General features: G+C 32.0%; 30 protein-coding genes, 1 pseudogene and 2 riboswitches. Of the genes and pseudogenes, 21 read left to right on the forward strand and 10 right to left on the reverse strand.

Annotated elements, in window-relative coordinates; all coding sequences use genetic code 11:
• The first annotated feature begins 213 nt into the window (after positions 1–213).
• Positions 214–582, forward strand: a complete 369-nt coding sequence (locus ACYUJ6_RS07550) for a TSUP family transporter (RefSeq protein ID WP_461845207.1) — start codon at positions 214–216, stop codon at positions 580–582.
• 432 nt (positions 583–1,014) lie between these two features.
• Here ACYUJ6_RS07550 and tnpB read toward each other — a convergent pair whose 3' ends face one another.
• On the reverse strand, positions 1,015–2,121 hold the full coding sequence (tnpB, locus tag ACYUJ6_RS07555) for an IS200/IS605 family element RNA-guided endonuclease TnpB (RefSeq protein WP_461842427.1): 1,107 nt from the start codon (positions 2,119–2,121) through the stop codon (positions 1,015–1,017).
• Positions 2,122–2,216: 95 nt separating this feature from the next.
• On the opposite strand from tnpB, the gene ACYUJ6_RS07560 reads away from it, so the two are divergent.
• From ACYUJ6_RS07560 to ACYUJ6_RS07570, 3 genes are all read left to right on the forward strand, one after another.
• A complete protein-coding gene (locus tag ACYUJ6_RS07560; RefSeq protein ID WP_461843753.1) occupies positions 2,217–2,390 on the forward strand; it encodes a hypothetical protein in 174 nt (57 codons plus the stop codon).
• Positions 2,356–2,697, forward strand: a complete 342-nt coding sequence (gene tnpA, locus ACYUJ6_RS07565; protein WP_242977743.1) for an IS200/IS605 family transposase — start codon at positions 2,356–2,358, stop codon at positions 2,695–2,697. Before ACYUJ6_RS07560 ends, tnpA begins: the two co-directional genes overlap by 35 nt.
• Positions 2,698–3,111: 414 nt before the next feature.
• Positions 3,112–3,552, forward strand: a complete 441-nt coding sequence (locus ACYUJ6_RS07570) for a hypothetical protein (protein ID WP_461845208.1) — start codon at positions 3,112–3,114, stop codon at positions 3,550–3,552.
• Positions 3,553–4,000: 448 nt separating this feature from the next.
• On the opposite strand, the gene ACYUJ6_RS07575 is transcribed toward ACYUJ6_RS07570, so the two are convergent.
• Together ACYUJ6_RS07575 and ACYUJ6_RS07580 are read right to left on the reverse strand one after the other, a co-directional pair.
• Entirely contained in the window at positions 4,001–4,561 is a 561-nt protein-coding gene (locus ACYUJ6_RS07575; RefSeq protein WP_461845209.1) for a DNA-3-methyladenine glycosylase I, read from the reverse strand.
• 266 nt (positions 4,562–4,827) lie between these two features.
• On the reverse strand, positions 4,828–4,992 hold the full coding sequence (locus ACYUJ6_RS07580) for a hypothetical protein (protein WP_461845210.1): 165 nt from the start codon (positions 4,990–4,992) through the stop codon (positions 4,828–4,830).
• A 231-nt stretch (positions 4,993–5,223) separates the two neighbouring features.
• Between ACYUJ6_RS07580 and ACYUJ6_RS07585 the strand changes: the two genes are divergently transcribed.
• The 9 genes from ACYUJ6_RS07585 to ACYUJ6_RS07625 all read left to right on the forward strand — a co-directional run bounded on the left by ACYUJ6_RS07585 (position 5,224) and on the right by ACYUJ6_RS07625 (position 12,651).
• Positions 5,224–6,159 (forward strand): helix-turn-helix transcriptional regulator, encoded by a 936-nt coding sequence (locus ACYUJ6_RS07585; RefSeq protein WP_461845211.1) that lies wholly within the window; start codon positions 5,224–5,226, stop codon positions 6,157–6,159.
• A 74-nt stretch (positions 6,160–6,233) separates the two neighbouring features.
• Positions 6,234–6,491 carry a zinc ribbon domain-containing protein gene (locus tag ACYUJ6_RS07590; protein ID WP_461845212.1) on the forward strand — a complete coding sequence of 86 codons (258 nt, stop codon included), beginning with the start codon at positions 6,234–6,236 and terminating at the stop codon, positions 6,489–6,491.
• Complete coding sequence (locus tag ACYUJ6_RS07595) at positions 6,491–6,955, forward strand: GyrI-like domain-containing protein (protein WP_461845213.1); 465 nt, start codon at positions 6,491–6,493, stop codon at positions 6,953–6,955. Before ACYUJ6_RS07590 ends, ACYUJ6_RS07595 begins: the two co-directional genes overlap by 1 nt.
• 243 nt (positions 6,956–7,198) lie before the next feature.
• Entirely contained in the window at positions 7,199–7,978 is a 780-nt protein-coding gene (locus tag ACYUJ6_RS07600) for a PhzF family phenazine biosynthesis protein (protein ID WP_461845214.1), read from the forward strand.
• Positions 7,979–8,090: 112 nt separating this feature from the next.
• Positions 8,091–8,810 (forward strand): LytR/AlgR family response regulator transcription factor, encoded by a 720-nt coding sequence (locus ACYUJ6_RS07605; protein WP_461845215.1) that lies wholly within the window; start codon positions 8,091–8,093, stop codon positions 8,808–8,810.
• On the forward strand, positions 8,807–10,120 hold the full coding sequence (locus tag ACYUJ6_RS07610; protein WP_461845216.1) for a sensor histidine kinase: 1,314 nt from the start codon (positions 8,807–8,809) through the stop codon (positions 10,118–10,120). The genes ACYUJ6_RS07605 and ACYUJ6_RS07610 overlap by 4 nt, the downstream gene beginning before the upstream one ends.
• A 176-nt stretch (positions 10,121–10,296) precedes the next feature.
• Positions 10,297–11,184: an ABC transporter ATP-binding protein gene (locus tag ACYUJ6_RS07615; protein WP_461845217.1), complete on the forward strand. Its 888-nt coding sequence runs from the start codon at positions 10,297–10,299 to the stop codon at positions 11,182–11,184.
• Entirely contained in the window at positions 11,171–11,857 is a 687-nt protein-coding gene (locus tag ACYUJ6_RS07620; RefSeq protein WP_461845218.1) for an ABC transporter permease subunit, read from the forward strand. The genes ACYUJ6_RS07615 and ACYUJ6_RS07620 overlap by 14 nt, the downstream gene beginning before the upstream one ends.
• A complete protein-coding gene (locus ACYUJ6_RS07625) occupies positions 11,851–12,651 on the forward strand; it encodes a hypothetical protein (protein WP_461845219.1) in 801 nt (266 codons plus the stop codon). The genes ACYUJ6_RS07620 and ACYUJ6_RS07625 overlap by 7 nt, the downstream gene beginning before the upstream one ends.
• Before the next feature lie 156 nt (positions 12,652–12,807).
• Here ACYUJ6_RS07625 and ACYUJ6_RS07630 read toward each other — a convergent pair whose 3' ends face one another.
• Entirely contained in the window at positions 12,808–13,668 is an 861-nt protein-coding gene (locus tag ACYUJ6_RS07630) for a DMT family transporter (RefSeq protein ID WP_461845220.1), read from the reverse strand.
• 345 nt (positions 13,669–14,013) lie between these two features.
• On the opposite strand from ACYUJ6_RS07630, the gene ACYUJ6_RS07635 reads away from it, so the two are divergent.
• The 5 genes from ACYUJ6_RS07635 (at position 14,014) to ACYUJ6_RS07655 (ending at position 20,985) form a co-directional block, all read left to right on the forward strand.
• A complete protein-coding gene (locus tag ACYUJ6_RS07635; protein WP_461845221.1) occupies positions 14,014–14,532 on the forward strand; it encodes a hypothetical protein in 519 nt (172 codons plus the stop codon).
• Positions 14,533–14,892: 360 nt separating this feature from the next.
• Positions 14,893–14,977, forward strand: a riboswitch (cyclic di-GMP riboswitch).
• Positions 14,978–15,024: 47 nt separating this feature from the next.
• Entirely contained in the window at positions 15,025–15,774 is a 750-nt protein-coding gene (locus ACYUJ6_RS07640) for a prepilin peptidase (protein WP_461845222.1), read from the forward strand.
• A gap of 109 nt (positions 15,775–15,883) precedes the next feature.
• Positions 15,884–15,981, forward strand: a riboswitch (purine riboswitch).
• A gap of 68 nt (positions 15,982–16,049) precedes the next feature.
• Positions 16,050–17,756: an adenine deaminase gene (gene ade / locus ACYUJ6_RS07645; RefSeq protein WP_461845223.1), complete on the forward strand. Its 1,707-nt coding sequence runs from the start codon at positions 16,050–16,052 to the stop codon at positions 17,754–17,756.
• Positions 17,757–17,999: 243 nt separating this feature from the next.
• Positions 18,000–19,607, forward strand: a complete 1,608-nt coding sequence (gene ggt, locus ACYUJ6_RS07650; protein ID WP_461845224.1) for a gamma-glutamyltransferase — start codon at positions 18,000–18,002, stop codon at positions 19,605–19,607.
• Positions 19,608–20,058: 451 nt separating this feature from the next.
• Complete coding sequence (locus tag ACYUJ6_RS07655) at positions 20,059–20,985, forward strand: bifunctional helix-turn-helix transcriptional regulator/GNAT family N-acetyltransferase (protein ID WP_461845225.1); 927 nt, start codon at positions 20,059–20,061, stop codon at positions 20,983–20,985.
• Here the strand turns inward: ACYUJ6_RS07655 and ACYUJ6_RS07660 are convergent, their stop codons facing one another.
• A complete protein-coding gene (locus ACYUJ6_RS07660; protein WP_461845226.1) occupies positions 20,986–21,300 on the reverse strand; it encodes an EamA family transporter in 315 nt (104 codons plus the stop codon). It lies immediately after the preceding gene.
• Between the two features lie 53 nt (positions 21,301–21,353).
• Between ACYUJ6_RS07660 and ACYUJ6_RS07665 the strand changes: the two genes are divergently transcribed.
• A complete protein-coding gene (locus ACYUJ6_RS07665) occupies positions 21,354–21,800 on the forward strand; it encodes an RNA polymerase sigma factor (protein ID WP_461845227.1) in 447 nt (148 codons plus the stop codon).
• Positions 21,801–22,033: 233 nt separating this feature from the next.
• On the opposite strand, the gene ACYUJ6_RS07670 is transcribed toward ACYUJ6_RS07665, so the two are convergent.
• The 3 genes from ACYUJ6_RS07670 to ACYUJ6_RS07680 form a co-directional block, all read right to left on the reverse strand.
• On the reverse strand, positions 22,034–22,267 hold the full coding sequence (locus ACYUJ6_RS07670; protein ID WP_461845228.1) for a hypothetical protein: 234 nt from the start codon (positions 22,265–22,267) through the stop codon (positions 22,034–22,036).
• A 494-nt stretch (positions 22,268–22,761) separates the two neighbouring features.
• Positions 22,762–22,932, reverse strand: a complete 171-nt coding sequence (locus ACYUJ6_RS07675) for a hypothetical protein (RefSeq protein WP_461845229.1) — start codon at positions 22,930–22,932, stop codon at positions 22,762–22,764.
• A 17-nt stretch (positions 22,933–22,949) separates the two neighbouring features.
• Positions 22,950–23,288 carry a hypothetical protein gene (locus tag ACYUJ6_RS07680; RefSeq protein ID WP_461845230.1) on the reverse strand — a complete coding sequence of 113 codons (339 nt, stop codon included), beginning with the start codon at positions 23,286–23,288 and terminating at the stop codon, positions 22,950–22,952.
• A gap of 293 nt (positions 23,289–23,581) precedes the next feature.
• Between ACYUJ6_RS07680 and ACYUJ6_RS07685 the strand changes: the two genes are divergently transcribed.
• On the forward strand, positions 23,582–25,045 hold the full coding sequence (locus tag ACYUJ6_RS07685) for an MDR family MFS transporter (protein WP_461845231.1): 1,464 nt from the start codon (positions 23,582–23,584) through the stop codon (positions 25,043–25,045).
• Positions 25,046–25,065: 20 nt separating this feature from the next.
• On the opposite strand, the pseudogene ACYUJ6_RS07690 reads toward ACYUJ6_RS07685, so the two are convergent.
• Positions 25,066–25,422, reverse strand: a pseudogene (locus ACYUJ6_RS07690) (MFS transporter); the annotation flags it as partial.
• Between ACYUJ6_RS07690 and ACYUJ6_RS07695 the strand changes: the two are divergent.
• On the forward strand, positions 25,328–25,612 hold the full coding sequence (locus ACYUJ6_RS07695) for a TetR-like C-terminal domain-containing protein (protein ID WP_461845232.1): 285 nt from the start codon (positions 25,328–25,330) through the stop codon (positions 25,610–25,612). The pseudogene ACYUJ6_RS07690 and the gene ACYUJ6_RS07695 sit on opposite strands and share 95 nt — an antisense overlap.
• A gap of 297 nt (positions 25,613–25,909) precedes the next feature.
• Here ACYUJ6_RS07695 and ACYUJ6_RS07700 read toward each other — a convergent pair whose 3' ends face one another.
• Complete coding sequence (locus ACYUJ6_RS07700) at positions 25,910–26,323, reverse strand: thiamine phosphate synthase (protein WP_461845470.1); 414 nt, start codon at positions 26,321–26,323, stop codon at positions 25,910–25,912.
• Positions 26,324–26,375: the final 52 nt, after the last annotated feature.

Genomic DNA, 26,375 nt, shown 5'->3' on the forward strand with positions numbered 1-26,375 from the left:
TAAATTAAGAATATCATGTTTCTATTTAGTTTATAAATTAACTATAAAAGTATACAATCTAATTATATTAGTTTATGGAGAGAAGGCCAAATAATGAAAATTGAATTTAAAGGCCAGATTTTATTATCCTGATTTGTTGAGAGAAATTGAAAAACATTTTCTATGTAAAAGTTATGTGAAATTAAAGTATGAAAAAAAGGAAGTAGTTGAATAATGCTTATTTTATTATCGCTGGCAGGTTTGATTGTCGGAATTTTTGTTGTATCTATGGGAGGCGGCGGTGGTCCAATTGTATCAGGACTGCTTATTTTAGGACTTCCCATGATTAAAGCTGTAGGAACTTCTATTTATGTTTTGACAGGTACATCCGCTATTGGCCTGCTTATGCATTTAAGTATGGGCATTATTGACTGGAAGTATGTCATAATGCTTTTAATTGGTACATTGCTGGGTTCATACTTGGGGCCTAAAATTCTTGCAAAATTTAAGCAGGATGTTCTTAATAAATATTTGAAATTAACTATGGCTGTATTCTTAATTGCAATGGGCGGAAGACTGTTAATGACACAATTTATGGGCTAGTTTTATGTCCTCACTAGATTATAAATCTCTCAGCATTATTTAAGCTTTTAAATCCAAATTTTTCATAGAACCCACATTATGTATATTTTATCGATTATCACATCACGCAAATATGTAAAAATAAATTAATGTAAACTAAAAAAGCACTTTTTATAGGTGCTTTTTAATAGTATGTCATATAGTGTATTTAACCTAACATCATCTACTTAATATACCCTTTTAATAATTTTTAATTTATTATTTATTATTTTCAGCATAAAACTTTAGGGCTTTTCCAATAAATTTAGATGCACTATTTCCATATCTTTTATCTGTTGCTTTGGTGAACTTACCCCACCCACAAGGGGATGGGGCTTCCTGCTTCTTCGACCTCGCAACCTACTATCTCCACAGGCTTAATTCCGATAGTTCCTACCGTATTTATCTACAGGCTTATGCCACTGATATTTTTAGTTCTTTCAATCCTTGCTTTAGAATATTTTTACTTGCATTGGTATCCCTATCGTGTTTGCTATCGCATTTAGGACATATCCATTCCCTTATGTTTAAGTCCTTTACTTCTGCATTTTGATAGCCACATACCGAACATAATTGACTTGAAGGGTAGAAAGTATCTATTTTATGTACAGTTCTACCATACCATTCAGCCTTATATTCAAGTAGTCTTGTGAACTCCGACCAACTGCAATCACCTATTCTTTGTGCTAACTTTTCATTCTTCATCATGTTTTTTACATTCAAATCTTCAAGAATTATAATTTGATTTTCTTTTATAAGTTTCAAAGATTCCTTATGCAAAAAATCTGCTCTTTGATTGGCAATTTTCTCATGGATTTTTGCAAGTTTAACCCTTGCTTTATGATAATTCTTACTTCCTTTAGTTTTACTGCTTAATCTTCTTTGAACCTTAATCAAATTCTCATAAGACTTTTGAAGATATTTAGGATTTTCTATAGTTTCCTCATTGGACATAGCACAAAATGACTTTATACCTACATCAATGCCTATTGCATTAGAATTTTGAGGTAGTTTTTCACTTTCAATATTGGTGCAACAAATGGAAACAAAGCACTTATTCGAAGGGGTTCTACTTACCGTAACATTAAGTATTTTACCTTGAATTTCTCTATGTTTTTTAAACTCTATCCAACCAATTTTAGGTAGTTTAATTTTATTGCCTTCAATTTTGATGTTATCATTAACCATTTGAGTTCTATAACTTTGATTATGATTATGTTTACTCTTGAATTTAGGGAAGCCACTACCCTTAAAGAAATTCTTATATGCTTTATCCAAATCTCTCAAACTCTGTTGAAGTGATATTGCGTCTATTTCTTTAAGCCATTCATGTTGACTTTTAAGGCTTTTCATATCGTTGGCACACTCAACATAAGACATGGATTTCCCTTCACTTTTGTATAAGTCTATCTTCTTTTCAAGATAGTGATTATATACAAATCTACAAGAGCCAAAAGTCTTACTTAATATTATTTCTTGTTCTTTAGTTGGTACTAATCTAAACTTGAAAGCCTTTTCCACAATATCACTTCGTTTCTCATATAGTTCATGTAGTTATTATACAACATCATTGAAGCAGCGTCAACTATATGGTATAGTTTATATGAGGTGATAGCATGGCAAGAAAAAGCATTAATACAACTTTAGATGTTAATTTATATTCTAAAATTCAAATCCTTGCTCTTAAAGTAAGTGCTGAAAAACAAACTAAAATCAATGCTAATGACTTAATTGAGGAAGGAATGAAACTTATAATTGACAAGTACGAAGGTACTGAAAACAAAGCATAGCATTTACAATATTAATTACCACATTGTCTTTTGTCCTAAATATCGTCATAGCATTTTTAAGAATACTTTAGAGCAAGAACTCAAAAAAGTTTTTCAAATGATTTGCTTCAACTATGGTTATGAGTTATTAGAAATGGGAATAATGCCTGACCATTGTCATTTATTTATTTCTACACCTCCAACCATTGCACCAGTAGACATTGTTAAGACTTTGAAAAGTGTATCTGCACTGTATATTTTTAGAACCTTTCCAAATCTGAAACGACAAAGGTTTTGGGGTAGTGGATTATGGAGCAAAGGTTATTAGGTTGGTACAGCAGGTTCGGTATCGACTGAAACAATTCAAAGGTACATTCAAAATCAGAAGTTAGTGTAATGTTAAGTTAAGGGAGTATTGAACTCCCCTAACTTAAAGCCCTTACATCCTCGACCACAAGGTACGAGGTTTTACAGGCTAATTTATAAAAAAGGAAAAGAGAAATTGAATGAAGCCACTTTATTGTGGAAAAAAGCACAGTTTCAAATTGAGGGAAAAATAGGCATTGATAAATTTGAAGAACTCCTGAAAACACTGGCATTTATAAATGATCAATTTTAGAATTGACAAGTTTATATCCAAAGAAGATTAAATTTTTTCATTGTTAAATATATTGTGAAAATTTATATTGAATGATAAAATAAGATTAATGGGAATTTAATCCTGTAAGAGGGAGGAATTTGTTTGAAAAGATATAAGGCCTATTTATTATATTTAATTGGTATTTTACTCATTGTATATGCTATCGTGAGCATGGAGAATGCTATTATATCCTACAGGAACGCAAATTTTAAATACAATAATTTGTATATTATTATTTCTGTCATCCTGGCGGCAATGATAGGTGTGATTTTAGGATTGGAGAGGTTTGCGGAAGAAATTAAAAAGCCTGGCATTTGGAAAATAAATTGGGGTAAAGTAATTATAATATGCTTGCCTATGACAGCATTTTCTATATATCTGATATTGTATTTTGAAAATTTACTGCCTTATTTTATTGTACAGAATTTAGTGCTTATTTTAAGCACTAACAGTGTATTTACCTATTTGATATTCGGCATAATACTTGGACATGGGATAATTGGCAGCTTTTATAAAAGTGATGAATCAAAAAACCTGACATGACGTTGTCAGGTTTTTAAGGTTATATGGGCGATAGTACATTTGCGAAAAAGAACAGGCTCATATTAAATAAACCCGTCAAGCCTCTTAACAATGCTGGCGGGGTAAATAAGCCGTAAATATAATAATTTAGAAATAGTTAATGAATATGAAATTAAAACGTAATAAGTATGATTTATAATTGTAAGTGTTTTAGGGAAATAAAAAGTATTAATTACATTAGTGTTTGTGGTTGCAGAGCACTGTAAATTTAAATGCAACTACCATAAGGTTTTTTTATAAGATTTAACTTCTTACTATATTATAGTGTAAAATAGGCACCCGTTATTTGGGGTGCTTATTTTGCATGGAAAAAAGGCACTAATAATAGTGTATTTGAATATAATAATTGAGTAAATAATAAAATGAAAGATGATTAATATGAGATGTCCTTTCTATAAAATTCTATAGATTATTTATTTGCAGAATGGTGAGGGCATGTTATTATGTGGTCATTGACCATGCCAATTGCTTGCATAAATGAATAGATAATTATTGGTCCCGCAAATTTAAAGTTCCGTTTTTTTAAATCTTTACTGATTTGCTCTGATAAACTAGTCTTAGTAGGGATATCACTATCGCATTTCCAGTTGTTTATCAATGGTTTAAAATCGACGTAATTCCATAAGAAATTAGAAAAGCTTCCAAATTCTAATTGTATTTTAATGATTGCCAATGCATTGTTTTTTACAGATTTAAGTTTTGATAAATTTTTGATAACGTTGAACTGTTCTCTGATACTTTCTATTTTTTCATCACTTAACTTTGAACAATAGGCAATTTCAAAATTGTGAAAAGCTTTTTTATAGTCTTCTCTTTTTGAAAGTACTATATTCCATGATAATCCAGATTGAGCGCCTTCTAATGTAAGCATTTCAAATATGTATGAATCATCATGGCTTGGTACACACCATTCGTTGTCATGATACTGTAGCATCATTAGATTATTTCCAGGCCATAAACAAGCACTCATGAAAGTACCTCCTAATCATTTTTGATAAATAGATAAGAATTAATAATGTTCAGATGCTCAAATACTTAACATGGCATTAGTGTTGAGATGATCTCATCTACGTTTTTTATTATACCTATTATAACATGACAACAGTATGTCATGTTATAGTATCTTTTTTAAAAGAATTATTAAAGCTTTTGTCCAGTTTAAAATCAAGGGAGATACAAAAATATCTCCCGATATACATAAAATATTCATTTTTTTCTTATGATTAAAAACGAAAATCACTCTTCAACATGGGTATCTCTTCCGCAAATTTGATAGCCCTTTTCACTGCTGTAAGCTTTCCAATGTGTTTTTGATTCAAAATCACTACTGTTTATAGGCTGATTGTTTTTTGATTTTTTTTGCTTCTTATCTTTTATTTTATCTGGTATTGTTTTTGACATAAAAACACCTCCTTTTTATAGTTTTACTCAGATGTATTTTTTTTATTATTTATATTTAAGGATTCATTTCCATAAATTATGCCACATTGTACTGGGAACCATAACTTACATCTCAGAAGATTTGCATGGCCTGTTGTATATAAATTTTTACAATGGTATATTTCAGATAGAGGCTGTTTTTTTAAATATTAAAACAAAAAATCAACTTACCGGGAAGGAGGTTAAGAGCTTATGAAGATAAACAGATTATTGGAAATTGTGGTAATGCTTTTAAACAGGAAGAAAATATCTGCAGTGGAACTTGCTGAAAAATTCGAGGTATCTGTAAGAACAATTTACAGGGATGTTGAAGCAATCAATATGGCAGGAATTCCAATAGCTTCAAAACAGGGAAACAATGGTGGATTTTATATTTTAGACAATTATAAGATAAGTCATCAGTTCCTCACACTGGAAGATATGATGTCCATAGTGGGGACTTTGAAAAATATAAATGGAGTTCTTGATGACAAAAATGTGGAAATGGCTATGGAAAAAATTAAAAGCATTATACCCTGTAATAAAAAGGATACAGTTGACTTATACTTCAAACGAATATTTATAGACACACTGCCCTGGGGATTTAAAAGATCTGAAAATGAAAACATAAAATACAAGATTATATATGATGCACTGCAGTACAATAGATATATAAGTTTTAATTACAGAAATGCAAAAGGGGAATATATTTTCAGAAAAGTGGAACCTGTGACACTTGTATTTAAGGGATTTTCCTGGTATCTTTTTTCATTTTGCACATTGAGGAAAGATTATAGAATATTTAAGTTGTCCAGAATAGATGGGCTGAAGGTTTTAGATGAAGAAATTTGTAAATCCCGGATTTCTTATGGAGAGTATATAAAGGCTAATGATTCTAAAAAGGTTTCCACAAAGATTTCACTTAAATTTTCAGAGAAAGCAAAGTATAGAATACAGGATTATTTTGATGAAGATGAAATGACATTTCTTGAAGACGGCAGTATCATAGTAAATACAGAAGTTATAGAGGATAACTGGGTTTATTCCATGATATTGAGCTATGGTGAATATGTGGAAGTGCTTAAACCAGGGCGTATAAGGGAAATCATAAAGGAAAAGTGCAAAAAAGTAAGCAATATGTATAAATAAATTCAAACATGACATAATGATGTCAAAAGCCTCCTGTATAATGGGTCTATAAACATATGAAAGGAGAATGTATTATGGAACAGAAATATTGCCAGAGTTGTGGAATGCCTTTAAGTGAGGAGTTTTACGGCACAGAATCAAATGAAATGAAAAGTGATGAATACTGTATATATTGTTATGAAAATGGAGCCTTCAAGCAGCCGGACTTAACCATTGAAGAGATGATTGAAACTTGTATTCCCTTTATGAAAGAAAAAGGGATGGGGGAAGATGAAGCAAGATCACTTATGGAAAATTGTCTTCCTAATTTGAAGAGGTGGAAAAGGCACTGATGGATTTAAAAATAGTGGAAAAAGATAGGATAATGCTAGTTGGAAAAGAGATGAGAACCAGTAATGAAGATAAGAATTGCAGTATTGAAATTGAAAAACTGTGGAAGGGGTCTCTGGAACAAAAACTTGGAGATTCAATACAGAATAAAATCAACAGTGGTGAAATACTGGGATTGTATACAGACTATGAAAACAAGGAGTTTGGGACTTATTCCTTTATAGTTGGATATGAAGTTTCAGATGCAGCTGCAGTACCCGAAGGCATGGTATCAAAGGTGATACCGCCTTCAAAATATTATGTGATAACTGCAAAAGGCAAAATGCCCGAGAGCATTGGAAAAGCGTGGAAATATATATGGAACGCTGATATTCAAAGAACTTATACAGGAGATTTTGAACTTTATGACAAAAGATATGATGGCAGTGAAAATTCTGAGGTGGATATATATGTGGCTGTGAAATGATAACCTTAAAAAGTTGAGAAATGATAATTCTCAACTTTTTTTTCAGTGTGCCCCAGCATGGGTCCGTACTCATGGGTAAAAGTCCGAAAAAAAACGCCGCGGGATGGAGAAAAAATTGGCCCTAATTCAGATAGTATTTATCCAATTTTATGAACAGGTAAGGAAGATGTATCTTATTATGTTATAATTTAAATAATAATTTTTAAGATAAAGAAAAATTATATATTAGGGAGATGATTTTAAATGGAATATTATGTTGTTGATGCTTTTGCTGATGAAATATTTAAAGGAAACCCCGCTGGTGTATGCGTATTAGATAAATGGATAAATGATGATACAATGCAGAAAATTGCAGGGGAAAACAACCTGTCGGAAACAGCCTTTGTAGTTAAAAATGGAAATAACTATGATTTAAGATGGTTTACTCCGAAAGCAGAAATAGATTTATGTGGACATGCTACTTTGGGAACGGCTTATGTTATTTCTAATTACGTTGATGTTGGAATTGAAGAAATGTTGTTTAATACTGCCAGTGGAATACTTAAGGTTAAGCGCAGAGGTGATTTATATGAGATGGATCTTCCTCTGAGAGAACCAGAAAGGATAGAACTGTCAAAAGGTGTGATTTCGGAAATTATTGGTGTAGAACCAGTTGAATTGTATTTGTCAAGAGATTTGTTTGTTGTACTTAAAACAGAAGAACAAGTACAAAAATTGGCTCCGAATTTTTCTAGGATGAAAAAATTAGACAAAGGTTTGGGAGTTATTGTTACAGCCAGGGGCATTGATGTAGATTTTGTATCAAGATGTTTTTATCCAAAGCTGGGAGTAAATGAGGATCCTGTAACCGGGTCGGCGCACAGCAATTTAGTACCATTTTGGTGGAAAAGGTTGAATAAAAGTGTAATGATAGCTAAACAATTATCAGAAAGAGGCGGCACACTGTACTGTGAAATAGCTGGCAGGAGGGTTAAGGTAAGCGGAAAAGCCGTACCATATATGAAAGGAAGCATTATAATATAATTTTTTTGCAAATGTTATGAGGATGCTCAGTTTATTGCTCTAATTTCCTCTATGAGCATGTGATAGAATAAAAGTGTATTATATTATTTTTTATAACAGGACGTGAAAAGATATGCTGGAAATAATTATTTGTGATGACAATTCAGCTTACAGAGATAAAATAAAGCAAATTGTTGAAAATACTATTATAAGAGAAAGTATGGATCTTAAGATATCCTTGTGTACAAAAAATCCAGAAAAAATAATTGAATACATTAAAAAGTATCATATTACAGGGATTTACTTTTTAGATGTGGATTTGAAAAGCAGTATGAATGGTATAAAATTAGGCGAAAAAATAAGAAATTTAGATCCCAGGGGTTTTATAATATTTACCACTATTCATATGGAAATGAGTTACATGGTATTTAAATATAAAGTGGAAGCTATGGATTATGTAGCAAAAGACGAAAGTGATTTTAAACAAAGAGTAAATAGTTGTCTTATAAAGGCGTACAATACTTATTACAGTGATAATTTCAAAGAGAATTACATTTCAATAAATGAAGATTCCAGGATAATAAATGTAAGATTATGTGACATTCTGTTTATTGAAACCAGTGGTACGGCACATAAAATAAGGATACATGAGGAAAACAGGCAGATAGAATTTTACGGAAATCTAAAGAATATACAAAAAAAGCTTAACTTGAATTTCTACAGATGTCATAAATCCTATATTGTAAACAAAGACAAAATTAAAGAAATAGATATGAAAAACAATAGAATAATTATGATAAATGGAGAAGAATGTTATGTTTCCTTCAGATATAAAAAGGGACTTGTATCATGATAATAAAAAAATTTCCCATGAGCAGGCTTTTTACAGATCTTATTTTGCCACCGCTGCCTACAAGTATACTGTGCTGCATTTCAATATACATATTATTTAAAGATAAAGTTGATATAAAAGATATAACAAAATATTTTTTTATATCTTTTATAATTGGAGTAGTACTCCAAACCGGTTCATACTCCATTGTACTGCCTATTTTTATTATTATTGTTATTGTTGAGTTGAAAAACAGTAAAAATACAAACTGCACAATAGAAGCTCTTATTGTTATTTTTACCATATATTTTATAAGTGTTATGGTAAAAGGTTTTACCGGAGCAAAAGATAATCTGCTTTTAAAAGATTACATTATTGCATATGCATTGGTATTGGTTATGTCATTTTTTATATCAAAACTTAAACTTAAGCTGAAGTTCTCATCACTGAAAACAAGTGGTAAAATAATTTTAATTATGAGTACACCTATAGCTTTAAGTATTCTGCTCATATATCCATATGTAAATTCAGCGGATTACAGAATATTTCCTTTTGTAATAGACTGGTATATTCCAAGTGTTATTCCTCTCTTTTCTACTGTATTTATACTTGTGGTAATTTATAATTATGAAAAAAGTTTAAAAGTCCAGATAGGTTTAAAAAGAGAAATTCAGGAGAAATATGAAATAGAGGAATATGCAAGTATGGTGGAGGAAATGTATAGTCAGACCAGAATGTTCAAGCATGACTATATAAATATGCTTACACCTCTTAAAGAATATATAGATAATGGAGATGTTAAGGGACTTAAGGAATTTTTTTATGAGAATGTCATCCATATGGATCAAAATATAAAGTGGGACAACAGTAATATAGATAAACTGAAATATATTAAAATTTCCGGATTGAAGGCCCTGCTGTCAACAAAACTTATAAAGGCATTATCTATGAATGTGGAAATAAAAGTGGAAATAGTGGAGAATATTTTTAATATATCTATGAATACAATGGAACTGTGCAGAATAATTGGAATACTCATGGATAATGCTGTTGAATCAGCTGTAAAATGTGATGATCCAAAACTTTATTTCTGTATTTTAAGTAAAGGAGAGTATATTATTGCTGCAGTAAACAATAATTTTTGTGGTGAAAAACCTGAAGTTCATAAAATATATGAAAAAGGGTTTTCTACAAAAGGTGAAGGCAGAGGGTTGGGACTGTATACGTTAAAGAAAATTATTGATGAAAAGTATGACAATGTGTTTATAAATACATCTGTTGAAGGCAATATGTTCATACAGGAGCTTTGGATTAAAAATTTATTTTCATAAACGTGGACTTTTTCATCATAATAGTAAAGCAGAATGGTATTTATGAATGTATAAAAGTTGTTTAGGAAATGTGAAGATAAAATAGATGATAAGACTGGTAATATTTAATCAGAAACCTTTAAATTTAGGTTTCTGGTTTTTTATTTTATATAAAAATTTTAAAAGGGGAGAAAAAATTGAAGTCTATATTGGAAGTAAAGAATTTAAGTAAATATTATAAACATAAAATGGTTCTGAAAAACATTAATATGAAAGTATTCAAAGGGGACATATATGGATTTATAGGCCCCAATGGAGCAGGAAAGACCACTACAATAAAGATTATATTGGGACTTATTAAGCCATGGAAAGGTGAAATCCATATTGAGGGGAATAATACTTCCAACATAGGTGCCATGATAGATTATCCAAGCTTTTACAACAATTTATCCGGATACAGAAATCTGAAATTATATACAAATGTATTAAACCTTCCTGATGAAAGGATTATGGAAGTTTTGAAAATGGTGGATTTGACAGAATATAGGAATAAAAAGGCAGGTAATTATTCAATGGGAATGAAACAGAGACTTGCAGTAGCAAGGGCGTTTTTGACCAAGCCTCAAATTGCAATACTGGATGAACCAACCAATGGACTTGATCCGGAAGGAGTAAAGACAATGAGAGATTTAGTAAAAAAATTGGCCAGGGAAAATAATACAACATTCATATATTGCTCCCATATCTTAAATGAAGTTCAAAATTTGTGCAACAGAGTGGCTCTCATAAATAAAGGATGTATAGTAGCTGAAGATTCCATGGAAAGTTTATTGGACAACAGCAGGGAAAAGTACACTATAATTACAGTGGAAAAAGATAAGTTGAAGCATATCTTATGTCACGTGTCCTTAAAAATAAGGGATATTGAAAATGGAATTTGCGTGGAAATCAATAAAGGGGATTTTAAATTTATAAATAAGCTCATAGCTGATAATAATATTGAAGTTCAGGATATTTATAAAAAGAGCAGTTCCCTGGAGGATTATTTTATGAAAGAGGTAGTAGATCAATATGATAAAAAATGAATTTATAAAATTTTTTACTCCTTTTAAAATGTGTTTGTACGGAGGGGTTATAATTACATTTATCTTAATGGATGATGTTATATTTGCAGGTAGTTCCTTTATTGGTACAACTTATTATGATTTCTTGAAAAGCAATATGGAAATGCTGGTGTTTGTTATGCCAATAATATTGGCGCCTGTAGTTTCCGATATCTTTACTGGTGATTATGAAAGCGGATGCATGAAATTTTTTATTATCTTTAAAAATAGGAAAAGTGTATTTTTCAGCAAGATAATTGCATTGATTTTTATAACTGCTGCAATGATGGTTTTTACTTTTTCTCTTTTGTGCTTGATTTATATAATCGAAGACGGTGGACAAATAGATGTAGTACAGGTTTTGAAAATGGTTTCCATGTTTTTAGCAGCATTAATGCCTGTTTTACTTATATATGTAATGATTTCAATACTATGTAAAAACAGCAGTATTATATCACTGTTGGTTTTTCTAATCGTAATAATGTCGGATTTCATACCGAAAGTAGCGGGAGATGTAACTCCAAGAAGGTTCTTATGGCAATGTGTCATCAAAGGACAAATTGATGGGAATTCAATTATTTTGTTTTTGATTTATATATCAGTTTTTTTGTTTGTGGATTTAAAGCTTTTCGAAGGAAAGGAGATACTATGCTGACATTGAAGTTCTTGAAAAATGAAATCATAAAGATGATACACTCAAAAAAAGTTTATATACTGCTGCTGTTTGTAACCTTTATGGTGGCGGCTATATGTTATATGATTTATGTGGAAAAAATCAATATAATGAATGATGTCCCAAAGACAAGGCAATACAGCAGGCAGATTAGGATGGACATATTAAATATGAACAGTGTAATATTTTTAAAACAGTTCAGTACGGAATTTATATTCAGGACAGTTGTACCTTATTTTGTATTTTTTGTGGTGGTGTTTTCCGTAGGCATTTTTGGCGAAGATTTTTTTAGCGGAAACATGAAATACTTTGCAAGGCTGGATGAAAGCCATAATAATATTTTTAGAGCCAAAATACTTTGCCTGGTTGTGTACTCGGTTTTTATTGTATTTGTAAATATCTTTATAGGATTCATAATAAGTTCTATTATATTTAAGATAAGCTTTCAGGGCATTTGCAGAATACTTCTGATTTACTTAAGTGCTGTTATTCCTGTGACGTCTTTCGGACTTATAATAGGAATATTATCCATGTTTATAAAAAATAAAAATATCAGTATTACCATAGGTATTGCGGCTGCAATATTTTTAACTGTTTCCGACAGATTGACAGTTACAAGTAGTTTTTCTCCTATAGGAGTGCTGGGACTTATGGAAAAGGTGAGAGCTGATAATATATGTTTAAGCTCTTTGCTCAGGTCAAATGCTACATCAATTATTTATTTAGCAGCAGGCTATTTTATAGGAAAGAGAGTTTTTGAAAAAAGAGAATTTTAAATGCAATAACCGATTTCACCCGGGGATTTAATACTATTAAATTTAACTTGCAGTAGTTAACTATGAATCCATTGATATTTCAACTGCAGCCGTATCAAAATGGGAAAGTGGAAATTCATATCCCCATATAACACTTCTTCCATGAAATAATCCCATTTATTCTCCTATTTTTTCACTTAAAAATGTTGATCCCAAAATAAGAATACCTCCAATTATTTGAATTGGTATCATGGTTTCTCCCAGGAATATTGAGGAAATAAATAGGGCTGAAACAGGATCGATATAGCTTAAAATTGCTATGGATTGTCCACTTAGTTCTTTCACTGAAGAAAAATACAGTAAATAGGCAATACCTGTATGTACAATGCCTACTATAAGTATAAAAAGCCAAGCCTTGTGACTTATGGCAGCTGTATTGAGATTATTTTTATAAATTGTGCTTAATAAAAGTACCATAGCTGCCATTATAAGCTGAATTAATGTAGTTTCAAAACCGGATAAATTTTTAATGAACTTATTCATTAAAATTACGCTGGCATATAATACTGCTCCCAGAAGCCCATATATTATTCCTTTTAGATGATTATATGATCCTGCGGTATTGGAGCCTGTATTCAGTATTAAGAATAATCCTGCCATTGCTATAATAACACAGCTGATTTTGGTTGCTGTAAGCTTTTCTTTAAGAAATATGGGTGATAATAGTATTACAAATATGGGAGCAAAATAATAACTGAGTGTTGCATTGGGTATAGTAGTGTATTTATATGCCTGAAATAAGAAAATCCAGTTCAATCCCAAGGCCATACCAGACATTATAAGCAATAGAAGATTTGCTTTTATTGACCTAAAAGATATTTTTTCACTTTTAATAAAGAAGACACAAATTAAAAATAAACTTCCAATAGAAGCTCTGAAAAAAGCCAGTTCAGCAGATGGTAAATTTATATTTTTTACAAATACACCAATACTTCCAAATATGAGCATGGATATGATAATATTAAGTTTAGCATTCATATTGAAACCTCCCTAAAATTGCACCTGATGCCTAATGATGAATATATTACCTGGGCTGCCCATTGAATTTATTTCAATATAATCCCCCTTCTGTTGACATGGAGACAGCTGCAGCATATAAGATGATAATATCAAATATAAGTAGATAATTCAATTATGGGAAATCCATATGAAACAGAAATGAATAGGAATAAAAGAAGTTGATGAGGGGGAGAGGTTCTTAAAGATATTGCCCTGGATTATATTTATAGTATTATAGTGATATAATAGTAAGTGAATTAAATTAGCAAATGGATGATTGTTTGCAATTTAATATTAAAATATATATAAACGAGGAGAGATGATATGGGTATCACAGTTAAAAATACCATAAAGAAATTTAAGCCAGAAATATCTGATTATGTAACTAAGAAATTATCAAAGCTGGATTCTAAATGTTATCTGCAGAGAAAACAATCTGATTATAAATTCAATATACATCAGAAAGAAAACAAGAAGCTGAATTTGCCCACAGCTGAAGGAAAACCTTGTATGAGAGCCTATGTATATGGAAATCTTATGTTTACCGAGGACAATGTTTATTTGTCGGACAGATGTATAAGCAATTCAGAGGCATTGGAACATGAAAGCTATAGGGCTATTTATGAAACTCAATATAATAAATTTATAAAACAACTGGAAAGCATGGACAATGAGGAAGACAAACAAAGGTTTAAAGAGGAAAATATGATTGTAAATGATGAAGATGATATGAAAGGAATAAAAATTACAGATGAAAATGTTGATGAAATAGTGAATAGTATACTTGATAATTTACTGCCATTTTCTCCTGAATATATTAAAATGTTTTTGGAATACAAATAGTTCTGGCAGAATATAAGCAGGTGTTAATAAAATTAGTCATTCTAACAGGATGCCTTTTTTTATTGCAAAACTTTAATGCATTATAATAATATAAAATCATGATATTATTGTGGATAACATATATAATTATAATCTAAATTAAAATTAGAAAGAAGGGTAAAATTCGACGAAAATTATACAAGTTTTTCAGAAGAATTAACCCATATATTTAATAAGCATTACAATAATGTCAGGCTGTTATTTGCACAAGAAATTTGCACTTATATCGGAGAAATATTTAATTTTAAAAAATGATTGCAAATCTTAAAACAAGTACTTACATATTAGTAAAAATTATGTTATTATTAAAATAATCTGATATTACTATAGGGAAAACAATGAAATGCACATTTTATTTGGGCATCAGGTGTGTATAGAGTTAGTGATGCAACCGGCTCTATGCTTATATTCATAAGTGTAGGGTTTTGTTTTACCTAAAAATGGAGAGTGTATATGGATATTTATTATGCTGTTATTATCTTTGTTTTTGGAGCTGTTATAGGGAGTTTCCTGAATGTGTGCATATACAGGATACCCAGGGGAGAGTCCACCGCATATCCTTCTTCCCACTGTACAAACTGTGGGAAGAAAATAAAGTGGCATGATCTGATACCTATAATAAGCTATTTTGTTTTAAAGGGAAAATGCAGATATTGTGGTGAAAAAATATCTATAAGATATCCTCTTATAGAATTTGCAACAGCTCTTTTATATTTAATGCTTTATATTAAAATTGGAATAGGTATTGATTTTATAAAATATGCCATGTTTATGAGCATTTTAATTGTTGTGGGAATGATAGATTTTGATACTACAGATGTTTATTTTAAGACAACAGCAGCTGGTTTTGCTGCTGCCCTTATATTTATGGCAGTGTATTGGAATATGGGTTTTGAAATAAGAAGCTTCATATTTGGAGGAGTATTCAGCGGGATATTTTTTGCAATTATCATACTTATAACAAAAGGCGGAATGGGATGGGGAGACATGGAAATCTGCGTTTTTTGCGGATTGTTCCTGGGGTTTAAACTGACTTTGGTGATGATGTTTTTATCCTTTGTTTTAGGTGCAGCTGTGGGAATAATTCTTATCCTGTCAGGCAAAAAATCAAGGAAGGATTACATACCCTTTGGACCTTTTATTTCACTGGCTTCAATTATAACCGTATTTTTAGGTGAAACCATATTAAATCTTTACCTGTAAAAATTTATAGTTTTATTTTGATTTAGTAAAATACGGTATTTTATATGACTGTTATTCCAAATAAACCGACTATTCTAAATTGACAAAAAAATTTAACATAGTATAATTAGATAAAAGTTAATAGATCACTTGTATAAGCTCATAATGAGGTTGAGCGTTTCTACCAGCTACCGTAAATAGTTGATTATAAGTATATTTAGAAATAGGTATAATATAATTATTTTTCGGCAGCTGGCTTTTTTGTACCTTTTTCTAAATGGTAAAGGAGAGTATTAATGAAAGATAAGAGAAAAAAACAAAGGGCTGCAATTGGAAAGGAAAAAGCAGATATTGTATTAAAAGGAGGCAATATAGTTAATGTATTTACCGAAGAGATAATAGAGAATGATGTGGCTATTGTAGAAGATACCATTGTGGGAATTGGAAAGTATGAGGGAAAAAGAGAGATTGATTGTACAGGCAAATATATTGTCCCAGGGTTTATTGATGCTCACATGCATATGGAATCCACCATGGTTATGCCTCAGGAGCTGTCAAAGGTGATCCTCAAATGGGGAACTACTACATTGATTGCAGATCCTCATGAATTGGTTAATGTAAAAGGTGAAAAGGCATTGGATTTTTTAATGGATGCAACAGAGCATGTACCATTGAATATATATATAATGATACCCTCATCTGTACCGGCTACAAAATTTGATACCAATGGAGCAGGCAAATTTCTTGCGGAAAATATGAAAAAGTATAAAGATAACCCAAGAGTTCTTGGACTGGGGGAAGTTATGTGTTTTCATGATGTAATAGAGAATAAAAAGGAAATAATGGATAAGATCGCTTTATTTGAAGACAAGATTATAGATGGACACGCACCGGGAATAACAGGAAAAGAAGTACAATCCTATCGCCTGGCAGGTATTGACAACGATCATGAATGTGTTGCCTTTAATGAGGTAGTGGAGAAAATGAGAGCTGGGTTTTACATTTTGATTAGAGAAGGCAGCGGAGCTAAAAACTTAGAGGCTATTGTAAAGGGAATTCTTCGTGAAAAACTTCCTTTTGAACAATGTATGTTTTGTACTGATGACAAACATTTGGATGACATTGAAAGAGAAGGGCACATCAGTTACAATGTAAAAAAAGCTATTGAACTGGGAGTACCTCCTGTTAAAGCAGTTAAAATGGCCACTTATTATCCTGCCAGATTTTACAGGCTTAAAAATCATGGAGCTGTTGCTGCGGGTTATAGGGCGGATATTGTAGTTCTAAAGGATCTAAAACAGATAAAAATAGACTTTGTTCTAAAATCTGGACATATTATAGATGACAATTACCTATCTTTATTTCAATATGAAGTTAAAGAGACAGAGATGTTGAATACAGTTATTTTTAAACCTATAACTGAAGAAAAATTAGTATTAAAAAGGGGAAAGAAAAATCATGTAATGGAAATTGTAAAAGAACAATTGACAACGGAACATCTTTTTGAAGAAATTCCTGGCAAGGGAGATGTCTTTATACCAAATAGGGAATATACCAAACTCTGTGTGGTGGAGCGCCATGGAAAAACTGACCATGTAGCTGTAGCTCCATTAAAGGGATTTGGAATAGAAAATGGAGCAATTGCAACTACAGTATCCCATGATTCTCATAATATTATAGCTGCAGGTGATAATGATAGAGATATTATGATGGCAGTGAATTATTTAAGAAAATTGCAGGGAGGATATGTCATTGCCTCCAATGGAAAAGTAATTGAAAGCCTTCCTCTTCCTATTGGAGGGTTAATTAGCAATTTATCAAGCAGTGAAGTGCAAAAAAACACAAAAAAGATGATTGACATTGCCAGAAAAATGGGAGTAAATTCTGGAATCGATCCTTTTATCACATTGTCTTTTATGGCACTTCCCGTTATTCCCAAAATTCGTCTTACAGATAAAGGGCTGCTTGATGTGGAGAAAATTCAACTGATAAAGCAGGATTAGCAGTTAGATTTGTATTTCAAAGCTTTACATTTTTAATTTTCAGAAGTATTTTTTATTATACATCATAAATATTATGTAAATTAAAAACAAATGTAAACAAAAAACCCTGAACAATAATCCAAGGTTTCTAAAAGCGGAATAATACTTTATAATAGAGATATTAAATTTTATTTTTTATACATTGTATGCAGTTATAAAATTAAAGTTGCAAATTAAATATAAAAATGTTTTGGAGGAGATATTATGACATTCAATACCTTATATAATCCATATAAAACAACAAGACAGGCCTCTTATGGGAAAAATGGAATGGTAGCCACATCTCAGTCTTTTGCAGCAGAAGCCGGATTTGACATTTTAAAAAATGGAGGAAATGCAGTAGACGCTGCCATTGCTGCAGCAGCTGCCTTAACAGTATGTGAGCCAACTTCCAATGGGATTGGAGGAGATGCTTTTGCAATAGTGTACCATAATGGAAAACTTTATGGATTAAATTCCAGCGGACCATCGCCAAAAGGTATATCCATAGATATTTTAAAAAATAAGGGGTATAAGGAGATGCCGAGGTTTGGCTGGGCTCCTGTAAATGTTCCGGGGATTCCTGCTGCCTGGTCGGAACTTTGGAAAAAATTTGGAAGACTTCCCTTTGAAAAGCTTTTAGAACCTGCTGTAAGATATGCAGAAAGCGGGTATCCCGTCACACCTACTGTGGGATGTCTTTGGGAAAAATCATACAGGGAATTTAAACAAAATTTAAAGGACAATAAATTTAAATATTGGTTTCAAACTTTTGCACCTAGGGGAAGAGCGCCTAAAACAGGAGAAATAGTAACCTTAAAGGACCATGCAGAAACATTGAAAATTATAGCTGAAACTGTAGGGGAAGCCTTTTACAGGGGAGAGCTGGCCGAAAAGATAGACAAGTTTTCAAGGGATACCGGCGGATACATAAGAAAAGAAGATTTGGAAAAATACAGGCCTCAGTGGGTAAAGCCCATAAGCATTAATTACAGGGGATACGATGTATATGAAATACCTCCCAATGGTCAGGGTATAACTGCTTTAATGGCATTGAACATATTAAAGGGATTTGAATTTAGGGAAAGGGATTCTGCAGACAGATACCATAAGCAGATGGAAGCAGTAAAATTGGCTTTTGAAGATTCCTTAAAATATGTTACTGATGCAGAAAAGATGAAAATCAATTTAGAGGATTTATTATCGGAATCTTATGCAGAAGAAAGACGAAAGAAAATAGGAGAAACTGCTTTTATGCCTCAAGTGGATAAAAGTATGAAGGGAGGTACCGTTTACCTTGCCACTGCAGATGGTGAGGGAAACATGGTATCTTATATACAGAGCAACTACATGGGATTTGGTTCAGGATTAGTTGTGCCAGGGACAGGCATTGCCCTGCACAACAGGGGAAATAGTTTTTCATTTAATTCTGAACATATAAACGCCCTGGAGCCTGAAAAGAAACCTTATCATACCATAATTCCCGGATTTCTAATGAAAAATAATAACCCAGTGGGTCCCTTTGGAGTTATGGGAGCATTTATGCAGCCTCAGGGACATGTTCAGGTTTTGATGAATTCTATTGATTTTGGACTAAATCCCCAGGCGGCATTGGATGCACCCAGGTGGCTCTGGACTTATGGAAGGGATATAAGCCTTGAACAGCAGTTTCCTTCTTATTTGGCAGCAGAGCTGTATGCAAGGGGTCATAATGTAAATTATGACATTGATACCGGTGTATTTGGAAGAGGACAGATAATATGGAAAAATGAAAATGGAGTTTTGGTTGGTGGAACAGACTGGAGAAGTGATGGCACTGTATATTCCTGGTAGGGATAATATAGACAGTGGAAAACTCTCATCCTATTTGTAATTATTATTGAACATATTAATAAAGCATTTACGAAATTGAAGGTTATAAGTTAACTCAGGATGGACATATACATAGAGCTGATACTATCCATTATCTATGATAAAGACCTCATCTGAAAAAGGTGAGGCCTTTTAACTCTATTCAAATTATCTATAATATGAATCAAGTTAACGAGAAAATAGTGTTGCTTTTTAATTGTTCTCCATTGCTTTTTCGATACCTGAACTATTGAAAATGGTATAAATGCTGGCAATTCTGGTAACTTGCTTTATATTTTCAAATGTTGATATTAAAAGATTCTTAAAGCTAAAAAAATATAAATAGATATAAGGCTAAAACTATTTGACTAAGTCAACCAGTTTGCTTATAATTATTTTTATGAGAATAAATAAACTAGTTTGGAGTGATTTTATGAAAAGCAGAAACTTAAACACAATATCAGAGGTAAGAATTTTTAGTCGATTTTATACAAATATATTGGGACTTTTAAATCAAGGTATACTAGATAGTTCATATTCATTAACAGAAGCTCGTATACTTTTTGAGATTAATAAAACTAAAGAGTGTACTGCCAATATTTTAATTGATAAATTAAATATTGACAAGGGATATTTAAGCAGGATATTAAATCGCTTTAAATCGGATGAATTGATTACTAAGGAAAAATGCTCTGGGGATGGGCGCTTGAATTTCCTTGAATTGACAGAAAACGGTAGGAATGTCCTATCAAATCTTTCAAAAAGATCTGATAAACAAATTTCTAACCTAATAGATCACTTAGATGAAAGTGAAAAGAAAAGTTTAATTAATTCAATGGAATGTATTATGAAATTACTGTCTTATGGTAAAAGAGCTTTCAATATTAGATCATACAGGGAAACTGATATAAAATATATTATTGAAAAACATAGAGAGTTATATGAAGAGGAATTTGGATTTGGTAACATATTTGGAGATTATGTTGAAAAATATTTAATTGAATTTCATAAAAATCATAATCCAGATTTAGAAAATATATGGATTGCAGAAAAAAATAATGAATTTGTAGGTGTAATAGCTATAGCTGCAGATAAAACAGATCCTTATTTGGCACAGCTTAGATGGTTCCTAATTGCCACAAATGAAAGAAATAATGGATTAGGTCATATGCTCCTGGATACGGCAATTAATTTTTGTAAAGAGAAGAATTATAAGCATATTTTTTTATGGACTGCTGATGTACTCAAAACAGCCCGTTATCTTTATGGAAATTATGGATTTAAGCTAACTGAATCAGCTGATAATACTACGTGGACTGACCATTTAATTAAAGAAGAACGTTGGGACCTATATATATAATCATTTGCCTTTTATATTAAATAAGATGATGCTAAAAATAATAATGGTTCTACCAATGAAAGTGCCTATATTTGGAATCTCTTTCAGCATTATAAATCCTAATACTGTGGAAAGCAGCGATGTAACCAACATGAAATTGGTTACTTCGCTTGCCTTTTCTGCCAGAAGCATAGCCTTTCCCCAGAGAAAATAGGCCATTGCACTGGGCATTGCGCCAAGATATAGAACTGATAGAATTTGACCCGGTCCGGCAGTCATCATCTGAACTGCTCCTTGAAATGAGAAAACTGCCAGCAGGATGGTACTGCAGACCATACTGTATGTAACAATTTCTAAAGCCGTATAACCATCCCAGTACGGCAGAGGACTTGTGTCAGGAAACTTTTACGAAGGCATGGCAAAAAATTGATACATTAAAAAATCCCAATGCAATTAAGGCCTGGTTGAGAAAAATATGTTTTAATAATTTCCTGGTGAATGAAAGGAAAAAAGGTAACAGTGTACAAAGGCCCTTTAATGATGAAATTCAAGAACTTGAAAAAGAAGGGGAGTTTTATATAAATTCATGTCCAAGACCTGAAGATCAAGTAATTGTAAGGGAATCAGTCATTAAAATGCAAAATGGATGTTTTCTGGCAATGGTTAGATATCTGACGTTGAATAAGAGAATAACTTTTTCTCTTATTGATATGTTTGGATTATCTCTCCAAGAGGTATCACAAATATTGAATATATCAAAGAGTGCCGTGAAGGGACTTCTCTATCGTGTTCATATGAATCTTGATTTTTTTTTCAGGATCATTGCAGTATTTTAGATGTAGAGAATCCATGCAGATGTGAAGCATGGATTGAATTTTACAGCAGGAGGCAGACGCTGCAAGATAAGGTACAAACAGTTAAGACATTGAATTACAAAAAATCAGGTTATGTTTTTAATAAATATACATTCAATAAAATAAATGTGGAATGAAAGGCGAGTTAGGCTTGCTGAATTAATATAATCAGTAAAAAATACACAGACAGAATTACTATCCATATACTATAATTGCTATTTTAAGTCTTTGATTTGTTTTTTAAGATCTTTAATTTGGTCCTGTTTTTCCCTTAAAGATTCAAGGCTTTCTTGTTGTGCTGCAATGACAAGTATGTCAGCTGCAACGGCAGTTAAAAAATTACCCAATACATTATTGTCATCAGCTGATTTTCCTTCCGTAAGTTGAAATGCCACCAAATTTGCTAAGAGGGATAATTCTTCAGGTGTTATTGAGCCAAAAGTTGACATTATAATTCACCTCAAAATTAGTATATTAAAGCATTTAAATATAGGTACATTTAATTTAAAGAAAAGACCAGGGATAAACTTCCCTGGAAAAGTAATATAGAAACTAATAATGGATACTTATTTCATGATGTTTACAAATAGTGTATTAATATATCAGCAGCATTTAAACAGGTAATGCAGCATTTTATATTTTTACATTTACTTCTGACTTAAAATACCACTTTGAAAATGTTATCAATATTGGAATTGAGATATTGCTGAATAGAGTAATTAGTGTATAATAGGAACTCATTGATATATTTTTTAGAAGTATAATTCCAACAACGGCTTGGATCATATTACTGTAAGAAGTCTCCATATAAATTTATGCTTTTTATCATTTTTGGTTTGCCTAGGGCTATTTTTCAAATAACTTTCTTCCACTATAACCTGTATCAAGGATATTTTAGAAAACAGGGAAAGAAAAAATATAAGAGATACAAGTAAGCTAGTGACTATGGGGTATAAAAAATAAAAAATAATGTATCATTGTGTTTGTAGGCAGTAAGTCCGCCGCATTTATCACATAAAATGGAAGCATCAATTTTTCCACCGCACATAACTTTAAAAGTTTCAAAAAGTCCTGAAAAATTGTACTTTCCAGGGAAACCACAATTTGAAATCAATTTATTTTCCTCCATAATTATAAATTTTTAAAGGTTTCCAAAGTTTCTTCACACCATTTTATTTTTGCTTCTTCAATATATTTTCCCAAGGTAACAGTTGATTTCCAAAGAGCTAGATTTTTCTTATTTGATTTTAATTCAACGGCTTCAAAGGCATCTTTAATTCTAGAATATTGTTTTAGAGCGTTTTCACAGTTTTCTTTCATTGCTTCTATTTTTCCCAATATATTGTTTAAAGGTATATTTCCTGAAAGAAATATTTTTAGAAGAAATTCTGAACGATTAGGTGAATCTTCAACTGGAAGCATAAGCCAGTTTTCAAGTTCGGTTTTGTCTCTATCAGTAATTGAATACACATTTCGGCTTGAATTTCCACGTGCTTATTCAACCTTTTTTGTTACAAGACCTCCCTCCTCATATATCACTATGATATATTATGTTACAGTGATATATAAGATCAACTAGATTTAATTAAAAAAGGTGGCTATTCATATGCTCATTTTCTATGATATACTCTATATGTAGTAGATAATGCCATCTCATTAAATATGTGGGAAGTCAATAGAATGGCTGAGGATTTCGAAAAAAATAATTGGTTCGTGTAATGATTTGACAAATCTAAAATTTATGAGAGAGGACACTAACATATATGAATTTTAAAAGAACAAATCTAATTATATCGCTTATGTTGGCCATGTTTTTAGCGGCGGTTGAGGGAACGATTGTCACCATGGCTACACCTACTATTGCAAAGGATTTGCATGGGTTTGAAATTATCAGCATGGTTTTTTCAGTATATTTATTAACTTCTGCAATATCTACACCTATCTATGGCAAACTTGCAGATTTGTACGGCAGAAAAAATATCCTTTCAATGGGGATCATCATATTTTTGCTTGGAAGTTTTTTGTGTGGATTGTCACAGAGTATGGCCATGTTAATTACATTTCGTGCTGTTCAGGGGCTGGGTGCTGGTTCGATATTCACCGTCTCATATACCATCATTGGAGACGCTTTTAATATTGAGGAAAGATCCAAGATTCAAGGTGGGCTGAATACAGTATGGGGAATTGCAAGTCTTGCGGGTCCGTTTTTAGGAGGATTTTTAATTGATACGTTGTCCTGGCACTGGATATTTTTTATTAATATTCCCTTTGGACTGCTGTCGATCATTCTGCTGCAGGGATCTTTAAAGGAAACTTATGAGAAGAAAAAACACTGCATCGATTATATTGGAACTATTACTTTATCGCTGGCTATGATTGTATTTTTAAGTATTTTTTTATTCAATCAGAACTCAGTTTCCAATCCTCATATATTTACAGTAATTGCAGTATTAATAACAGGCATATTGCTGGTGATATTCTATAAGGTGGAAAAAAAGGCAAAGGAGCCAATAATGCCTTTCGATATATTTACAAAGACAAGTATCATTGTAAACCTGATATCCTTTCTGGTTTATGCCATACTAATGGGCGTAGACGTTTACCTGCCCATATTCCTGCAAAACATTCAGGGATATCGTCCAATTGCGGCAGGCTTGGCGATGATGCCGATGTCGGTTTCCTGGCTTATTACTTCACTTATCCTGGGGAAACTCCTGAGCAAATATGGAGAAAAGGATGTAACAGTGGCGTCCAATGTCCTTTTATTGATCAGCACATTATTGCTGTCTACTTTAAGTATAGATTCCCACATACTGCTGGTGATACTATATGGTTTCATCATTGGTATAGGATTTAGCGGAGCTAGCACAACCTTGACCATTGTCATCCAGGATTCCGTGAACTATAACAAAAGGGGAGTTGCTGTTGCAGCCAATACATTGCTCAGGACACTGGGACAAACCATTGGCATCAGTGTCTTTGGGAATATCTTCAACCTATATATAACAAAATATTTTGTTGGGCAAGGAATAAAAGGCATAAATCCAAGCAACCTATATCAATCTTCTGAATATCATACTGCTCTCTCTGCAGAGCAAATAAAACTTTCATTAAACAGTTCCATGCATATTCTGTTTATTGCTTTTATTTTCATCTCCTGTTTGTCTTTGGTTTTATCAATTGTAATGCCTAAAATAAGAGGAGAGAATAAGGTCAAAGAAGGTTAAGCTAAGCCGGGATAGTTCACATTAAGTCCTCCCATTGCCAGCCCTAATAAAAATCGAAGACCCATCAGCTGCCAGGGGTTTTTTACAAAGGCCTGCGGTATAAAGATTATTCCTGCCACTACAAGTGCAACTAATATAATTTTCTGTGCTACGATCTTATCAGAAAGTTTTCCCAGTCTTGGAGCCGCAATTATATTTGCTAATCCTGATGCTGAGAATGTTATTCCAGCTAACAGAGCAACATGGCTTGTATTATGAGATAACTGAGCAATGTACACTGTTATGATTGGTTCTACAGAATATAATGCTAGAGTTACTATAAAAGAGATCACAAACATTATTATAGTTAAACTTTTATTTGGAACAATACTCCATAGGCGCAATTTGACTCATTCCTATACTGGTTACAAACATTCCAAACCAACTAAAAGCAGGGTTTTAAGGAGTTTGCTGCATGGTTTTATCTCCTTGAATTTTCTCGGATATTTCCAAAATCCAGTAAGTTCAGAAGACAGTTTTCAACTGATGATAGATGATTTTATTTTGTCAGTTTCAAGAAATTATTAGATAGTGGTTTTTATTTAATTTTTGCAAGACGTATCAACTGTTGATGGGCCTTTTTTATCTTTTTTTGAAAGAATATAATATTTTCCAGGAAATACTTGTTGAATGTTAAAAATAATCATATAATAATTACTAAACTATCAATTCAACTTTGCCCAGTAATGAAAATAAAGGAAAGGGTTTGGAGCTAAAACCATTTACAGCTCCACCTTCCGGATGTAATGGGTGTTGGAAATATAATGTATAAACAGTATTGTATATAGAAACAGCTTATCAGTTCAATACGCCAAGCTGTTTCCATTATATCCATTCCATGTGCTTTTTCAAATTCTGTGTTGTAAGATATGGATCATCCGAGCACATTACAGGAGACATTACTGCAGCACCACAGACGTCAGTACTGAGTAGTTTGTCTATATTGCCTTCATTTATGCCGCCGATGGCTATAACAGGTATTGAAACATTACTCAGTACATCTTTTAAAAATGAAATTCCTCTGGGTTTTAAGCCTTTTTTACAATCCGTTTTGAAAACATGTCCTGCCAGAAGATAATCTGCCCCTTTTTTTTCTGCATTTATCGCTTCTAAAGTACTGTGAACAGACACTCCCAAAATGCCATTGAAATTGAGATATCCTTTCATATAATCCGTATAACTTGTGTGAAATCTTCCCGAATTTACCTTTAAAGCAGTTTCCATACTGCCGTTTATTATACTACATCATAAAAAGTCATTTTTACACCTCCTTTTAAAAGTAATTTAAATT

The organism is Clostridium sp. JNZ X4-2 (assembly GCF_054889485.1).

What these genes read in the sequence shown, in the direction of transcription:
- ACYUJ6_RS07550 (WP_461845207.1), top strand. Translation starts at nt 214, where the DNA reads ATGCTTATTTTATTATCGCTGGCAGGTTTGATTGTCGGAATTTTTGTT.
- ACYUJ6_RS07560 (WP_461843753.1), top strand. Translation starts at nt 2,217, where the DNA reads ATGGCAAGAAAAAGCATTAATACAACTTTAGATGTTAATTTATATTCT.
- ACYUJ6_RS07575 (WP_461845209.1), bottom strand. Translation starts at nt 4,561, where the DNA reads ATGAGTGCTTGTTTATGGCCTGGAAATAATCTAATGATGCTACAGTAT.
- ACYUJ6_RS07580 (WP_461845210.1), bottom strand. Translation starts at nt 4,992, where the DNA reads ATGTCAAAAACAATACCAGATAAAATAAAAGATAAGAAGCAAAAAAAA.
- ACYUJ6_RS07585 (WP_461845211.1), top strand. Translation starts at nt 5,224, where the DNA reads ATGAAGATAAACAGATTATTGGAAATTGTGGTAATGCTTTTAAACAGG.
- ACYUJ6_RS07590 (WP_461845212.1), top strand. Translation starts at nt 6,234, where the DNA reads ATGGAACAGAAATATTGCCAGAGTTGTGGAATGCCTTTAAGTGAGGAG.
- ACYUJ6_RS07595 (WP_461845213.1), top strand. Translation starts at nt 6,491, where the DNA reads ATGGATTTAAAAATAGTGGAAAAAGATAGGATAATGCTAGTTGGAAAA.
- ACYUJ6_RS07600 (WP_461845214.1), top strand. Translation starts at nt 7,199, where the DNA reads ATGGAATATTATGTTGTTGATGCTTTTGCTGATGAAATATTTAAAGGA.
- ACYUJ6_RS07605 (WP_461845215.1), top strand. Translation starts at nt 8,091, where the DNA reads ATGCTGGAAATAATTATTTGTGATGACAATTCAGCTTACAGAGATAAA.
- ACYUJ6_RS07610 (WP_461845216.1), top strand. Translation starts at nt 8,807, where the DNA reads ATGATAATAAAAAAATTTCCCATGAGCAGGCTTTTTACAGATCTTATT.
- ACYUJ6_RS07620 (WP_461845218.1), top strand. Translation starts at nt 11,171, where the DNA reads ATGATAAAAAATGAATTTATAAAATTTTTTACTCCTTTTAAAATGTGT.
- ACYUJ6_RS07625 (WP_461845219.1), top strand. Translation starts at nt 11,851, where the DNA reads ATGCTGACATTGAAGTTCTTGAAAAATGAAATCATAAAGATGATACAC.
- ACYUJ6_RS07630 (WP_461845220.1), bottom strand. Translation starts at nt 13,668, where the DNA reads ATGAATGCTAAACTTAATATTATCATATCCATGCTCATATTTGGAAGT.
- ACYUJ6_RS07635 (WP_461845221.1), top strand. Translation starts at nt 14,014, where the DNA reads ATGGGTATCACAGTTAAAAATACCATAAAGAAATTTAAGCCAGAAATA.
- ACYUJ6_RS07640 (WP_461845222.1), top strand. Translation starts at nt 15,025, where the DNA reads ATGGATATTTATTATGCTGTTATTATCTTTGTTTTTGGAGCTGTTATA.
- ade (WP_461845223.1), top strand. Translation starts at nt 16,050, where the DNA reads ATGAAAGATAAGAGAAAAAAACAAAGGGCTGCAATTGGAAAGGAAAAA.
- ggt (WP_461845224.1), top strand. Translation starts at nt 18,000, where the DNA reads ATGACATTCAATACCTTATATAATCCATATAAAACAACAAGACAGGCC.
- ACYUJ6_RS07655 (WP_461845225.1), top strand. Translation starts at nt 20,059, where the DNA reads ATGAAAAGCAGAAACTTAAACACAATATCAGAGGTAAGAATTTTTAGT.
- ACYUJ6_RS07660 (WP_461845226.1), bottom strand. Translation starts at nt 21,300, where the DNA reads ATGGTCTGCAGTACCATCCTGCTGGCAGTTTTCTCATTTCAAGGAGCA.
- ACYUJ6_RS07670 (WP_461845228.1), bottom strand. Translation starts at nt 22,267, where the DNA reads ATGTCAACTTTTGGCTCAATAACACCTGAAGAATTATCCCTCTTAGCA.
- ACYUJ6_RS07685 (WP_461845231.1), top strand. Translation starts at nt 23,582, where the DNA reads ATGAATTTTAAAAGAACAAATCTAATTATATCGCTTATGTTGGCCATG.
- ACYUJ6_RS07695 (WP_461845232.1), top strand. Translation starts at nt 25,328, where the DNA reads ATGATTGGTTCTACAGAATATAATGCTAGAGTTACTATAAAAGAGATC.